The sequence below is a fragment of the Myxococcus sp. NMCA1 genome (assembly GCF_026810205.1).
In the GTDB taxonomy this organism is placed as follows: Bacteria; Myxococcota; Myxococcia; order Myxococcales; family Myxococcaceae; genus Myxococcus; species Myxococcus xanthus_A.
Window position 1 is genome coordinate 1,329,477 of the sequence record NZ_CP113950.1, and the last position, 13,975, is coordinate 1,343,451.

Here is a 13,975-nt window from a genome sequence, read left to right on the forward strand (position 1 = left end):
ACATTCGGACAGGTTCCCAGCGGCGATGAAGGGGCTGATTCTTCACGGGCGTCATGCCTGGCTTCGACACGCCAGGTAACAAGGCGTCGTGGGTGGGGACCCTCCGATGCCTCCGCCGCGCTCAGGCCGCCGCAGTGCTCACGCCGTAGTAGTGCTGGCTCAACTCCGCCTCGCTATTGAATCGCGGGTATTGCCCCTGCTTCAGCGACGAGGCATCCGGAAGCGCGTTGGCGTTGGTGCGCTCCAGCATGTCCGCCAGGAATCGCGCATAGGCCTCACGCGGCGCCACCCCCGGATAGAAGTGGTTCAGCGCGAGCCCCGCGACGTTCACCCGCAGCACCCGCGGTCCCTCGTTGGCGCCCCCCCAGGAGAGCACCAGGTCGGTGAGCACGGTTTGTCGCGGCGGCGTCCCCGGTGGCCCGGCGACGGGCAGCATGCCCACGGCAATCGCCAGCACTTCCGTCACGGCCATCGTCCGGCGTTGGCCATTGGCGGCCTCCACGGTGAGGGCCATGTCCGTCATGCTCACGATGCGGCAGGGGAAGACGCGCGGCGGCGCGGGTGGTGCGTCCACGGTGAGCGTTGGCGCAGCGTCCCGCTTCTTCCATGCGTTCTCTTTCAGCACCCGCGTGATTTCGGCGTCCAGCTCCCGGACCCGGTCACCCGCCGTCGCGGCTTCTCCCGTCAGCAGCGGCTTGGCGCGCGCGAGGTAGCCCGCTGCCCGCTCGAGGTCCTTGTAGTGCGCCATCCGCAGCTCCGTGGCGCGGATGAGTGCTCGCACCGCGATGATGCCCGCGCCCCCGCCCGCCACGCTGTACAGGGCTTCCGTCGTCTCCAACGAGGCCGGCGGCGCGTCTTCCGTGTCCAGCGCCCGCGCCAGCTTCCACGCGGAGGCGGGCCGCAGCGCGTCGATGGGCAGCAGCGAGACCAATGGCTCCATCGCGAACCACAGTGCGTCCGTGGAGGCGCGACCCGCGAGCGTATGGAGCGCCCGCTCCACCCGCGCCGTGCCGGCCTGCGTCTCGCCGTCCTCCAGCTCCATGCGGCCCAACGCCAGCAACGCGTCGGTGTGGTCCGGCTGCGTCTTCAGCAAGCGCTGGAAGCCCGCCCGTGCGGCCGTGCGGTCTCCCTGGTCGAGCGCCGCCTGGGCCTCCGCCAGCCGCGGGTCGGCCACCCAGCCACCCTGCTTCGCGGCGAGCGCGGGCGCCACCACCCGCTCCTCCAACCGCGTGATGCGCAGCAGCGACGCGCCGGCGAAGCCGAAGGCGAAACCGCCGATGTGGGCCATCACCGCGACGCCCGTGTTGTTGCCCAGGAGGTAGTAGTTCAGCACCTCGTTGCCGAACCACAGGCCGCCCCAGACCCAACCGGGAACGGGGAAGGTGCCTCGGAAGATTTTCAGCAGCCAGACGAAGTAGCCGATGCGGACCCGTCGCTGGGCGAAGCGCAGACAGAAGGCGCCCATGCATGCGGCCACGGCACCGGAGGCACCCACCATCACCGACTCCGACGAGGGGTCGATTGCATAGTGGGCCACGCCCGCCACCAGCCCGCCCACGACGTAGAAGCCCGCGAACAGCGGCCGGCCCCAGGCATCCTCGAGCAGCAGGCTGGCCACGTAGAAGAACAGCAGGTTTCCCAGCAGGTGCATCCACCCCAAGTGGAGGAACATGTACGTGAGCCAGCCGGGCTGGACGAGTCCCCGCGCGGGCACCAGGGAGAAGCGCGAGAGCAGGCTCGAATCGTGCTGGGCGATGAGTTCCTCGCAGCGCTCATTCAGTCCCTGCTGCCGGTTCGTCACGCTCTCCGCTTCGTCGGATTCCGCGGCGCGTTGGCGCATGTTGCGCACCAGCCTTCGGCCCGAATCGGACAGCAACCGCTCCGCACACGCGGGAGGGAACTCCAGGTCTGGGTGCTCAAGCGACTGCTCCAGCAGGGAGCGCAGCTCGTTCTCACCCACGCCCATGGGGGCGGACGGCACGACCCAGGAGATGAAGAAGGCCACGACACAGATGGCCGCGATGGTGATGGACACCCGAGGCAGACGCTCCAGCTCGGTGTTGTCCACCCCCAGGGGCAGGAACAGCATCATGGCGTGGTTTCCCCCCTCGCGTGTTGAGGGACTGACATACCACGGAGGAGGCTCGCTACGGCGCGTCACCCGCGCCGCCGCTCCAGGTTCGAGCGCCTACTGCGGAGGCAGCGGCCAGGTCAGGGACACGCGGTGGGCGCCACCGGGGGCGGCGTCCATCCACCCGGTGATGCGCTCGCTGCGGGCCAGCAGCGGCCCCAGCTCCGAGCTGGCCGCGAAGAGGGCCGCGAGCAGCTCATCCGCCAGGATGTCCGTCAGGGAGATTTGCGCCAGTCCTCGCGCCACCCGCTTGGGGTCCACGGCGAAGTCCACCGGGTGCTCCGTCTTCGTGCCCGTCGCCGTCAGCGCCGCCAGCGTGGCCTGGGTCACCGACTCATCGTTGCCCAGGACGAGCTGCTTGCCCTTGAATCGCACGAACACGTTGCCGGCCTTGAGCGGGAGCTTCCAACCGTCCTCCAGCACCTGCACGTCCGGGAACTTGCCCAGCGGGGCCAGCGCGGCCTTCACCGCCGCGACGTCCGTCACCTCGGCGGCCACGGCCTGGCGCACCGCGAAGAAGCGCGTCGACATCGCGCGCAGGGAGCCGCGCACCTGGACGTGGTCCATGTTCACCAACATGTGGCCAGTGAGCTGCTTCGTCACGGCCTTCGCCATGGACACCATCTGCTCCTTCGGACACGTGGGGCACAGGGCCTGGAGCGTGGAGCGCATCGTGTCCACCGTCTGGAACACCCCCATGGGAGAGATGGACGCCCGCGAGGAGAGCAGTCCCTCCGAATTCATCGCCGCGTAAGGGCTGGTGCCTCGCGGCTGGAAGACCGGCAGCTGCAACTTCGTCGTCACGCCGTCCACCTGCAGCGCGTTGGTCGTGCCGTCCAGGCCCACCACCGTGTTGCCCGACACGACGAATGCCACGCCCGGGACCTTGCCCAGCCGGGCATCTCGCGCGGGCGTCTTGCCCACCAGCCGGACGGACTCCTTGAGCAGGTCCGCGCCGCCTCGCTCGATGGCGCCGAAGGCGCAGACCTCCTTGCCCTTCAGCGCGTAGCCCATGCTGCCGCCCATGTCGCGGTCGACATGCACCGTCGTCACCCCTCCGCGCGTGGTGGGCTTCGCGTCAGCGCCGCCCGCGGCGGTGATGGCTTCGGCGGCCTTCGCCTGGAACAGCTTGGCGTCGGCCACCCGCATGCAGGACACGCGGCCGTCATTGCGCATGGACACGGTGGCCGGACCGGCCGGATCCAGGCCCAGCTCGGACAAGGACTGGGGCCGCGTGGGGTCGATGGCGAGGAAGGGGTGCAGCTCCGTCCGCCACGCCGAGGGACGCAGCAGCGCGGCGTGCTGGCCCGCGCGCTCCAGGAACGCGGCCAGACCCGTCAACGCGTCCACCTTCGGCACATGGACGAGCGTCTGCGCCGAAGCGGCGGCACGGGGAGCGGGGGCCGTTGCCAGGGTGGCGGCCAGGACGAGCGAGGAGAACATGTCTCCGTGAGAACAGCCGGGCTCCCACGCTGTCAAGGAGGAGTCGCTGAGGCTCTGGCCCTCGTCGTGGCCCATGCGTCGCGCCGCACGCCACCACCCCAGCGCGCGACTTCTTCGCGCACATCGCGCGGCAACCGCGCAGCGTCCGTGCCGTGACAGTCCCTGTTGCTCATGCAGCGCCTTGTGGGGCGGGCTCGGTGCCATGGTCGACTCACCGAGCGCTCGCGGCCCGCTCGGCTGTCTCGGGGACGAGGCGGAAGCGTCTGTGGCCGGTGCAAGGGCTGCTTGCCCTCAAGCGGTGAAGGCAAGGTGGGCTGTGCACGCTTGCTGGCTCGGGCGGGATGTGTCCGGCGACGCCCCGTCCGCCGCTCGCGCTTGAGTCGGCAGGGACTCAGCTTGAAGTGCCTGTCTGTTCTGTCCTGTGTTCCTTGGAGTTCTTCGGGGATGGACTCCCGAAGAAGGGAGTCCCGCTCCGGAGGGCGCCGCATGTTGCCGCGATGGTTGATTCCCCTGCTGAGTGTGTTGCTGGCCGGATGCAGCGGCCCTACGAAATCCGTACGCCTGCACACAGGCGACAGCGAGCCCCTCGTTTTCGCCGCACGCGCTGGCGATGCCGCCCCAGTGGAACTGGACGAGGAGGACTTCGCTGAGGCCGTAGCCGCTCTGGCCCGGAGCGTGCGGCCATTCGCGCGCCCCCAGGAAATGGCTCGGCGGTTGTTCGAGGTGGATTCGCGCAGTGGTTCGTATCTGTACGAGACCCGCAGCCACCGTGTCATCCCGCTGGGGCCGGGCGAACACCTGGAGGCCGAACAGCCCGCGACAGAGGTGGAGTTGACTCGCGCCTACCTGCGCTGGTGCGAGCGCACGAACAATCCCGGTGATTGTCTGCGCCTCTTGGTTGAGAACCCCACTGTCACTGGGGATGGCCGTTACGCCCTGGCCATGGCTCTTGCCCAGGGCGCGGTGCTGGACGAGATGCGGGGAGCCTTCAAGGACATGGCCGACCCCCAGGCCATGATGTCGGCGGTCCTTTGGATGTGGACCACGTACTGCATCTTGCTCGCGGTGCCCGAGCCGTTCTCGAAGGGCGCGGCCGCCGTGATGACTGCCTCGCTCATTGCCTATGTGGGCGTCGATACGTTCTGGAGCCTCATCGTGGGCTTCAAGCGGCTGGTGGAGGAGGCGGAACGGGCGACCACGTTCGAGGAGCTACGCGAGGCGGGAGCGCGCTACGGCCAGGTCATGGGCCGCAACGCGGCGCGAGCGTTCGCGATGTTGGCCACGGCCGCGATTGGGAGCACGGCGGCGGGGCTGGGCGCGAAGGTGCCAATGCTCCCCGGCGCCGCGCGGGCGGCGGTGCAGGCCGAAGCCCAAGTGGGCATCAGGCTCGCCGCGGTCGCGGAAGTGGGAACGGTGGTAGTGAGCGCTGAATCCGTCACCATCGCCCTCGCGCCCGGCGCGGTGGCCATGGCTGCCAGAGGCACGGGCGGCTCCCCCGCGAAGGCGCGTCCTACGGGCTACCGGGCCTGGGGCTCGTTCAGTGGCTTCAAGAAGGCCATGGGCCCAGCGGGCAAGAACAAGCAGTGGCACCACATCGTCGAGCAGACCCCGGGCAACGTGAAGCGCTTCGGCCCTCAGTCACTCCACAACACCGAGAACATCATCCCGCTGGATAAGGTCCTGCACGTCGACATCAGCGCGTTCTATTCGTCGATTCGACGCGATATCACCGGCTCCCCATCGACCGTGCGGCAATGGTTGAGCACGCAGTCCTTCGAAGCTCAGCGTGACTTCGGGAGGCTGGCCATCAAGAACATCGGGGAGGGGCTCTGGTGATGACGTTGGAAGAGCTTGTGGAGCAGTTCGCCCAGAACGTGGCCGCGCAGAACGAGGCCATCTTCCGGGGAGACGCCAAGACCGGGAACAAGCACGCCAGGAAGTACGGTGACGCCGTCGACAAGCTCCTGGCCCACGGCAATGCCGGACGTGATGCACTCGCCGTGCTGCTCAAGCATGAGCGAATGGACGTGCGAGTGATGGCCGCCGCACATCTGCTCCGCTATCGGACGGCCGAAGCCAAAGCGGTCCTGGAGGAGGCCGCCAAGGGACAGGGGTTGGTCCCGTTCGGAGCGCAGCAGGCATTGAAGCGCTGGGAAGAGGGAACCTGGGCGCTCGATCCGGAGTAGCCAGGGCCGGCGCGAGCTCTGGCGCGCGGCCTCCGCGAGTTACGCCACGACACCGGGCCGATGTTCGTGACTGCTGTGCCGCACCTGGCCTACAGGCGGCCGGCGTTGGCCCACTCAATCATCCGCTCCGCCAGGTCCTCGGCGTCGCGGCGCAGATGCGCCAGCTGGAGCACGTGGTCATCCGTGCACGCCAGCGCCATGCGCAGCACGAGCGAGTCGGCGAAGCGCAGCACCTGCGCGATGCTGATGCAGTCGCGGTCCTCGCTGGTTCCCGCGAAGCGCGCCGCGTCCGCGTCCATCGTCAGGCCTTCCGCCAGCAGCGCCTGCACCAGCGCGGCACGCGCCACCGGGTGCTCGTACTCCGCCGCGTCGCGCAACTGGCGGCGCCACGGCTGCGACTCCCAACGCACCAGCGACGCGTCCTTGGCGCGCTTCACCGGCTGCGTGCGCTTCTTCTTCCAGAATCCCCCAGCAAGCACCGGCCTCGAGACGTTCATCTCCATCACTGCCCCCTCTCCACTACGGGGTCCATCCACAGGCATGAGCGACATGGATGCTGCTCCGTCGGTACCGCGCGTGCTGCTTCCGAGTCCGCCCTGGCGCGGTGGCGGCGGGCCTCGTTTCTGCTGCCCTTTATTACGGCGAGTCAGCATTTCCTTGACTCACCCCAGGGCGCCAAAGGGTTTCATCCGGGCGCCATCCCGGCGTTGACAGGGGGCGGGGGGCTCGGGACAGTCCTCGCGCCATGCCGACCTACCCCTCCACACCCCGTGAGGCGTTTCACCTGCTGCGCGCACTGTCCGAGGACCTGTCCCGTGCGGACAGGCGCCCGCGCGCGCTGGCCGAGCTCCGCGAGCTGGCGGAGCTGTCTCGCCACCAACCCGAATCGGCGCCGCTGCGGCTGGTGACGGTGACGGTGACGGTGGGCGCCTCGCAGGAGCGGTTGGAGTTGTTCCTGCTGCCGTCCATCTTCGCTCCGGAGGCGTGGGCCTACACCTTCCTGGAGGGCCTGCTGAGCGTCCCGCTGGATGAGTATGCGGGAAAGCGGCTGGTGGAAGTCGGCGCGGGCTCGGGATGGATTTGCATCGCGCTGGCGAAGTTCACCCGGCTGGCGCACGTGCATGGCGCGGACCTCAATCCGCATTCGCCCGTGGTGGCGCGCTGCAACGCGTGGCTCAACGGAGACGAGGCGCTGGCGTCGCGCCTGTCCTTCGGGGAGAGCGACCTGTTGCGCGGGATACCTTCGGATGCCCCGTGGGACTTCGTGGTGGGCTGCATTCCGCAAGTCCTCCGGGGCGAGGAGGATTTGCCCTCCGAGCTGTCCCAGGCCGACGAGCAGGCGCTCTACGACTTGTCCAACTACTGCACGCTGCAGAACGTCTACGAGGACCACTTCGGGCTCGGGCTCATCGCGCGATTGCTGGACGAAGCGCCGGAGCGTCTGTCGCCCACCGGACGGCTGCTGCTCAACCTCGCGGGCAGGCCAGGGCGCGTCATCATCGAGCGGATGTTCACCCGCCGCGGCTTCGACACGCGCGTGCGGGTGGCCCGCCGGGTGATGCAGGCGGCGGACACGGACATCCGTCCTTTGGTGGCGCTGGAGCAGCGCACCGGCCGCGAGTTTGAGTTCTTCATGGAGGCGCGCAGCCCGGAGCCGCTGCGGGCGGCCACCGCGCTGGGCTGGCTCCAGGCCGGGAACCCGGTGTGGCACGAGGTGGCGGTGTGGGAGGCGCGGCTGGCGCTGCCTCGCGAGACGCTGGCGCTGCGGGCCGCACTGCGCGAGCTGGGCGCTTCCGCGTTGCAGGAGGAGCTGGACCTGGGCGCGGCGTCGGCGGAGCAGCTGGGCTTCGTGGCCGACCTGGCGGCGCGACTGGCGCGGGGACCGCTGATGCCCTACGCGCACGAAGCGGGAGACGCGTCCTTCCGCCGGCAGGTGGTGCGCTACCTGGACCGGTACTTCGGGCTGCGGCTGGCGGAAGAGGAGGTCTTCGTCGCGCCCGAGCGCGAGCAGGCGGTGTACTCGCTGCTGATGGCGACCTGCGACGCGGGCGACGAGGTGCTGGTGTCGCGCAACCTCCATCCGCTCTACGCCCGTGCGCTGGAGAAGGCGGGTGTGCGCGCCACGGTGACACACACGTCGCTGGCGGAGATTCGCCGGCTGTTGTCCGCGTTCGACGTGAAGATGGTGCTGCTCACGGTGGAGAAGGGGGAGCGCACCAACCTGTCCGTGCTGCGCGACATCGTCGCGGAGGCGGCGCGCCGGGGCATCTGGGTGGTGCTGGACGAAAGCGCCTTCTTCAACATCACCGGCGGCGTGGAGCCGCACACGCTCTTCGAGTTCCTGGCCCGTGAGGCCCACGCCCCCAACCTGGTGGTGCTCTATGGCCTCATCAAGAACGCGGTGTGGCCGGACCTGGAGCTGACGTTGCTCATGCCGGTGCCGCAGCCGCTGCGGGGGGACTTGGAGGCCGCGGCGGAAGTCACGTACTCGCGCATCAGCACCCTGGCGCAAGCATTCTACGAGCGCACCTTCGCTGACTTGCTGTCGTTCCGCATCTCCTTCGCGGAGCCGGAAGCGCCCGCGCCGCGCGGGCCTCCGGTGGTGACGCTGCCCCGCTCGCGACGGATGGCGCGGCTGATGACCTTCCCCGCGTTCGCGCCCAAGGTGTTCCGCGAGGACGACGCGGAGTTGGTGCGTCTGGATTACGGAGAGAACGAAGGGCCGCTGCCGCCTCCCTTGGTGGAGGGACTCATCGCCGCCGGTGTCGCGCCGCGGGAGCCCGCACCGCAGACAGGACTGGTCGAGGCGGTGTCGGCCTTCCTGCTGGAGTCGCGCGCGGTGCGCTACGCGCCGGACGAGCTGGCGGTGGCGCCGGGTGTGTGGCCGCTCATCCACCACCTGGGCGTGGCGCTGCGCCAGCGGCTGGGACGCACGCCGCGCGTCTATGTGTCGACGCCGTGCTACGGCGTGTTGCCGCCCACCTTCGTCTCCGCGGGGTGTGACGTGGAGCAGGGGCCGCTGTCGGGGCTGCTGGCCCGGCGAGGGCAGGGCGGTGGCGTGCCGGATGCCATCGTCGTGTCGCAGCCGTCGAACCCCTCCGGTGTCTACCTGGCCCGCGAGGAGCTGGTGGCCCTGGCCACCTATGTGGTGGAGCAGCGCTGTCTGCTGGTCTCGGACGAAATCTTCGGACTGGTGAACCTCACCAGCCCCACCGCGGAGACGGTGCCCAGCCCCGTGACGCTGGAAGGCGCGGTACCCGGCATCGGCGCCCGCACGGTGCTGCTGGGAGGACTGTCCAAGGAGTTCGCGGCCGTGGGCTCCGCGTGGGGTGGCTCGCGACGAAGGACCGGGCGCTGGCCGCGGCGGTGCGTGACAGCGGCCCTGGGGTGCTCCACCTGATGACGGCGCGCGCGGCGGCGTACCTGTATGCGGCATATGCCCGCAGCCCGGATGGCCAGCTGCTGTATCCCGCACGGCACCGCACCCTGCGGTCCTTCCTGGTGAAGATGCGGCGGGAGCTGGCGGAGAAGCGCGAGCTGCTGGCCGGAGCGCTGCCAGGGGATGGGCGCTCGGACGCGGGGGACGCGGGCGGACTCTTCTTGTCGCCGCGGATGACGGCATGGCTGGGGCAGGAGGTCGACGGAGTGCGGCTCACGCCGGAGAACCTTCCTCGCGTGGTGTACGAGCACACGCACGTCGTCCTCAATGGCGGCCCGTGGTGTGGGGATCCGGAGCGGGCGCGGGCCGTGTTCTCGATTCCCCGGGACGCGCTGCTCCGGGCGCGTGAGCAGCTCTTGCGCTTCGGCGCGAAGCTGCGCGGCGGGCCGTCCGAGTCTTGAGGCGCGGGCCCCGCACGGACACTGTCCGGGGCCCATCGCTTGCCTCCGACTGAAAGGCGGGTCGCGAGCAGGTGGGGGCGGCCGTCACAATTCCGCCTCCGGAAAGTGGTGCCAGTACCTGGGGGGCGTGGGATGGCCGAGCCGGCGCAGCGCAATGCCATCGAGTTGATGAACGTCCACAAGTCCTTCGGCGCCCAGCACGTGCTGCGGGGCGTGGACCTGGTGGTGCCCACGGGCACCACGTGCGTGCTGCTGGGCGTGTCGGGCTCTGGGAAGACGGTGCTGATGAAGCACCTGGATGGCCTGCTGCGTCCGGACCGCGGCACGGTGCGCGTGGACGGCGAGGACCTGGCCTGGCTGGATGCCGCGGGGCTCGAGCGCGTGCGCCGCAAGATGGGCATCCTCTTCCAGGGCGGCGCGCTCTTCGACTCGCTCACCGTCGAGGACAACGTCGCCTTCCCGCTGCGCGAACGGCTCCATCTGGTGGAGAGCGAGGTGCGCGAGCGCGTGCAGCGGGTGCTGGCGCTGGTGGGCCTGGAGGACGCGGCGAAGCAGCGCCCGGGCGAACTCTCCGGTGGCATGCTCAAGCGCGCCGCCTTTGCCCGCGCCGTGGTGCTGGAGCCGAAAATCCTCCTCTATGACGACCCCACCGCGGGGTTGGACCCGCTGAGGACCCAGTCCGTGGTGGACGTCATCCTCACCGGCAAGCACCGGCTCCATGCCTCGGCGCTCGTCATCACCCCGGACGTGGCCTCCGCCTTCCAGGTGGGTGACAGCCTGGCGCTGCTCCATGAAGGACGCATCATCGAACACGCCCCGCCCGAGGCCTTCCGCCAGTCCCAACACCCCGCGGTCCAGACCTTCCTCCATGACTGGCTGTCGCGCCGTGCGCGCGCTTCCGGGCATGCCTCACCGCCGCTGCATTGAGCGCGAGGCTGTTCACCGGGGGACACTCATCCCGTCCCCTCGCTGGATGGTGCTGAACCTGTAAGTCCAGCATGCTCAGGAATCCCGGTGCTTTGTCACGCCGGGAGGCCCGTCCGAAGGACCCACGCATCCGGGGGGATGCCACATGCCCAATCTGCTCGACATGCCTCGCCAGGCATTGATGGACCTGCGTTCACGGCTCAGCCATTCGACGCTCGTGTCCCAGCTACCGCGCAACGTCGTGCCGGACAGTCTGTCCCTGTCCAGTCCGGCGCCTCAGGATTTCGCGCTCGCGGACCCGGAGCGGGTGGAGGCATGGCGGAGAGCCTGCGAACGGTATGTGCGGCCCGGGCAGGTCGTCATGGATGCGTGCACCGGAACGGGCCTGCGGACCTTCCTGGCGGCCAGCCGTCAGCCGAAGAAGCTGTACGCGGTGGATGGCTCGCGGCTGCTGGACACGGCGCAGTGGGTGGCGCGCCGCAACGGGCTGGAGCACATCGACTTCGTGCGCGCGCAGCCCTGGCAGTACCAGATGCCGGAGAAGGTGGACGTCCTGCTGCATGAGTTGCTGGGCGATGCCCTCTTCGACGCGGGGCTGGTCCCCCGCATCCTGGACCTGCGCAACCGGGTCCTGAAGCCCGGAGGCCGCATCCTGCCCAACCGCTTCGAGGTCTTCGTGGAGCCGGTGCAGCTGCGGGACGAGGCGTGTATCCCCTTCATCTGGAGCCAGCGCTTCCCCAGCGTGGACTACAGCTGCCTGCAGACGCTGCGCGAGGCGATGAACCCGTCCTACTTCACGCGCGTCATCCGCTCCTACGAGGTGGACCACCTGTTGTGCGACCCGGAGCCCGCCTTCGCCTTCGACCTGGAGACGATGGTGGCTGACGGCCTGCCGCACCGCGTGCGCTTCTCGCGGCCAGTGGTGGACGAGGGGCGCGTGGACGGCTTCTGCCTCTTCTACAAGGTGGCCTTCGACGCGGAGCTGTCCTTCAACGTGTCGCCGCTGCGAGGGCAGAACTACGCGGGGATGATGCTCTTGCGCGTGGACTCGCGGGATTTCGAGCGCTTTGAAACGCTGTCCTTCGAACTGGACATGGTGGAGCACGCCGACGTGCGCACCTGGCGCTGGCAGTTCACCTGAGAGCAGAGTTCCCACCCGCAGTGCTGGCGGGTGGACAGCTCCCGCGGCGGGGAGGGTCCGCGGGAGCAGAGGGCGTGGCTAGCTTGCGTTGAGGCATGTCCTCTTCCCGACTCCTCCCTGTCCTGTTCCTGGCGCTGGGCGCCGTGCTTCCAGCCGCGGCCCAGACGTCCTCGTCGCAGCGTCCGCGCACGGTGGCCGGCGTGTGCGGCGCCACCAACTGGGCTTGCGTGGCCGAGTGCATCGACGCCGAGTGCGTCGACACCTGCATGCGTCAGGACTGTGAGCAGGCGCTGGAGCGGCTCAAGGCGTGTACCCAGAAGGCGGGCTGCGCGCCGAACGATACCGAGTGTGGGCCCAAGGCCTGCCTGCCCATCTGCCAGCGCTCCTTCGAGCCCGCCCCGCCCAGCCCCGAGAAGGAGGTCCCGGCGCCGTGCGAGGGCGTGAAGGCACCGGGGGCGGCGCCTCCCAATGCGCTGGTGGGGACCTGGACGCTGGTGGCCGCCAGCCTGCCGGAGGACGAAACCGTGCGGGAGGAGCGCATCGAGCCCCAGCCTCGTTCGGACTACGCGCGCTCGTTGCAGGTGACGCCGGCGGGCTGCTTCGTGCTGCGCACCTCGCTGGAGGCCGCGACGCTGGGGCAGGGCAACTCGCTGGTGGTCCGCGCCTGGGGCACGCTGGACGTGTCGGGCAAGGACCGGGTGCGGCTGCGCACGCGGGACGGCCAGGCGGTGGGCCCGGTGTGTGGCGACAAGCGCGTGATTCCCCTGACGGGACCGAAGCTCAAGTTTCTGGGGAACGCCTATGTCTGGGACCTGGAGAAAGGCGTCCTCACGTTGATGGTGGACGACGAGACGAAGCAGACCTTCCAGTTCGAACGTGCGACCCCGGAGAGCGGAAAGAAGTAGAACGGCCTTCACCGGGAGGTCGTGAGACATGGCGGCGCAGCAGCGGATGGCGAGTGTGGACGCGCTCTGGTTCCACATGGAGGAACCCGCCAACCTGATGATGATTACCGCCGTGCTCTGGTTCGAGGGCCGGCTGGACTTCGAGCGGTTGAAGACGGTGGTGCGGGAACGGCTGGTGGAGCGCTACCCCCGCTTTCGCCAGCGCGCGGTGGCGGGACTCGTGGGCCTGCCGCAGTGGGAGGAGGTCCCCGAGCTCGACCTGGACTGGCACCTGTCGCGGCTTGACGTGCCCCCGCCCGGGGACCGCGCCGCGCTGGAGTCGCTGGTGGGGGAGTGGATGAGCACGCCCCTGGAGCGCTCCCGGCCGTTGTGGCAGTTCCATGTCATGTCGGCCGCGGACGGGCGCGACGTGCTGCTTGCGCGGCTGCATCACTGTCTCGCGGACGGCATGGCCCTGGCGCGGGTGCTGCTGACGCTCACGGATGGGGCGGAGGCGGAGATGGCCGCCGAGGCGCCCGAGCCCGCGTCGAGGCCTTCAACCGGTGGGCTCGCGAGCTGGGTGCGCGGTGCTCGGGCGGTGGCGGGGACCGCGCGCGCGGTGTGGCGCAAGGGCGCGGAGCTGGCCGCGGAGCCGATTCTCGCGGGCGACCTGCTGGTGCAGGGCGCTCGGGGCGCCGCGGCCATGGGCAAGTTGTTGGTGATTCCGCCGGACCCGCGCACGTCACTGCGGGGGCCGCTGGGGACGCAGAAGCGCGCCGCCTGGTCGGACCCGGTGCCGCTGGAGCGAGTGAAGGCCATGGGCCGCGCGCTGGGCGGCACGGTGAATGACGTGCTGCTGGCGGCGGTGGCGGGCGCGCTGCGGCGCTACCTGGAGTCGCTGGGGGAGCCACCCGAGGACCTGCACGCGCTGGTGCCCGTGAATCTGCGGCCGCTCGACGTGCCCGTGCCTCGCGAACTGGGCAACCACTTCGGCGTCGTCTTCCTTCGGCTGCCCGTGCAACTGGGTACGCCGCAGCGCCGGTTGCAGGAGCTGACGCGGCGGATGGAGCGGCTGAAGCGCTCGCCGGAGGCGGTGCTGACCTTCGGCGCGCTGGAGTTGCTGGGGTACACGCCAGCGGCGCTGGAGCGGTGGGTGGTGGATACCTTCGGCTCCAAGGCATCGTTGATTGCCACCAACGTGCCCGGCCCGCGCGCGGCGGTGTCCCTGGCGGGCAGCCGGCTGGAGGGCCTGACGTTCTGGGTTCCCCAGACGGGTCATCTGGGGCTGGGCGTAAGCCTCTTCAGCTACGCCGGGCAGGTGACGGTGGGCGTGGCGGCGGACGCGGGCCGGGTGACCGACCCGCACGCGCTCATCCAGGCCTTCCACGAGGAACTGGATGCTCTCGCGACCGAGCGTGACTGA

The 13,975-nt window shown here is 69.8% G+C and carries 9 protein-coding genes and 1 pseudogene; 7 read left to right on the plus strand and 3 right to left on the minus strand.

Annotated elements, in window-relative coordinates; genetic code table 11:
- Positions 1-121 precede the first annotated feature (121 nt).
- Positions 122-2,092 carry a rhomboid family intramembrane serine protease gene (locus OZ403_RS05705; RefSeq protein ID WP_268783650.1) on the minus strand — a complete coding sequence of 657 codons (1,971 nt, stop codon included), beginning with the start codon at positions 2,090-2,092 and terminating at the stop codon, positions 122-124.
- A 96-nt stretch (positions 2,093-2,188) separates the two neighbouring features.
- On the minus strand, positions 2,189-3,574 hold the full coding sequence (locus tag OZ403_RS05710) for a hypothetical protein (protein ID WP_268783651.1): 1,386 nt from the start codon (positions 3,572-3,574) through the stop codon (positions 2,189-2,191).
- Between the two features lie 486 nt (positions 3,575-4,060).
- Here OZ403_RS05710 and sitA5 point away from each other — a divergent pair, with 486 nt between their 5' ends.
- Complete coding sequence (gene sitA5, locus OZ403_RS05715) at positions 4,061-5,410, plus strand: SitA5 family polymorphic toxin (protein WP_268783652.1); 1,350 nt, start codon at positions 4,061-4,063, stop codon at positions 5,408-5,410.
- Positions 5,410-5,760: a DUF2019 domain-containing protein gene (locus OZ403_RS05720; RefSeq protein ID WP_140796355.1), complete on the plus strand. Its 351-nt coding sequence runs from the start codon at positions 5,410-5,412 to the stop codon at positions 5,758-5,760. The genes sitA5 and OZ403_RS05720 overlap by 1 nt, the downstream gene beginning before the upstream one ends.
- A gap of 89 nt (positions 5,761-5,849) precedes the next feature.
- On the opposite strand, the gene OZ403_RS05725 is transcribed toward OZ403_RS05720, so the two are convergent.
- Positions 5,850-6,263 (minus strand): hypothetical protein, encoded by a 414-nt coding sequence (locus OZ403_RS05725; protein ID WP_237078067.1) that lies wholly within the window; start codon positions 6,261-6,263, stop codon positions 5,850-5,852.
- Positions 6,264-6,505: 242 nt separating this feature from the next.
- Between OZ403_RS05725 and OZ403_RS05730 the strand changes: the two are divergent.
- From OZ403_RS05730 to OZ403_RS05755, 5 genes and pseudogenes are all read left to right on the plus strand, one after another.
- A pseudogene (locus OZ403_RS05730) lies at positions 6,506-9,600 on the plus strand (aminotransferase class I/II-fold pyridoxal phosphate-dependent enzyme).
- 132 nt (positions 9,601-9,732) lie between these two features.
- Positions 9,733-10,527, plus strand: a complete 795-nt coding sequence (locus OZ403_RS05740; protein ID WP_268783655.1) for an ABC transporter ATP-binding protein — start codon at positions 9,733-9,735, stop codon at positions 10,525-10,527.
- Positions 10,528-10,672: 145 nt separating this feature from the next.
- On the plus strand, positions 10,673-11,668 hold the full coding sequence (locus OZ403_RS05745) for a class I SAM-dependent methyltransferase (protein WP_140788027.1): 996 nt from the start codon (positions 10,673-10,675) through the stop codon (positions 11,666-11,668).
- A 95-nt stretch (positions 11,669-11,763) separates the two neighbouring features.
- The gene (locus tag OZ403_RS05750; protein ID WP_268783656.1) at positions 11,764-12,573 is read left to right on the plus strand and encodes a hypothetical protein; all 810 of its coding nucleotides are present in this window, start codon (positions 11,764-11,766) and stop codon (positions 12,571-12,573) included.
- Positions 12,574-12,601: 28 nt separating this feature from the next.
- Positions 12,602-13,975, plus strand: coding sequence for a WS/DGAT/MGAT family O-acyltransferase (locus OZ403_RS05755; protein WP_140788032.1), 1,374 nt, complete (start codon positions 12,602-12,604; stop codon positions 13,973-13,975).

What these genes read in the sequence shown, in the direction of transcription:
- OZ403_RS05710 (WP_268783651.1), bottom strand. Translation starts at nt 3,574, where the DNA reads ATGTTCTCCTCGCTCGTCCTGGCCGCCACCCTGGCAACGGCCCCCGCT.
- sitA5 (WP_268783652.1), top strand. Translation starts at nt 4,061, where the DNA reads ATGTTGCCGCGATGGTTGATTCCCCTGCTGAGTGTGTTGCTGGCCGGA.
- OZ403_RS05720 (WP_140796355.1), top strand. Translation starts at nt 5,410, where the DNA reads ATGACGTTGGAAGAGCTTGTGGAGCAGTTCGCCCAGAACGTGGCCGCG.
- OZ403_RS05755 (WP_140788032.1), top strand. Translation starts at nt 12,602, where the DNA reads ATGGCGGCGCAGCAGCGGATGGCGAGTGTGGACGCGCTCTGGTTCCAC.
- OZ403_RS05745 (WP_140788027.1), top strand. Translation starts at nt 10,673, where the DNA reads ATGCCCAATCTGCTCGACATGCCTCGCCAGGCATTGATGGACCTGCGT.
- OZ403_RS05750 (WP_268783656.1), top strand. Translation starts at nt 11,764, where the DNA reads ATGTCCTCTTCCCGACTCCTCCCTGTCCTGTTCCTGGCGCTGGGCGCC.
- OZ403_RS05740 (WP_268783655.1), top strand. Translation starts at nt 9,733, where the DNA reads ATGGCCGAGCCGGCGCAGCGCAATGCCATCGAGTTGATGAACGTCCAC.
- OZ403_RS05725 (WP_237078067.1), bottom strand. Translation starts at nt 6,263, where the DNA reads ATGGAGATGAACGTCTCGAGGCCGGTGCTTGCTGGGGGATTCTGGAAG.
- OZ403_RS05705 (WP_268783650.1), bottom strand. Translation starts at nt 2,092, where the DNA reads ATGATGCTGTTCCTGCCCCTGGGGGTGGACAACACCGAGCTGGAGCGT.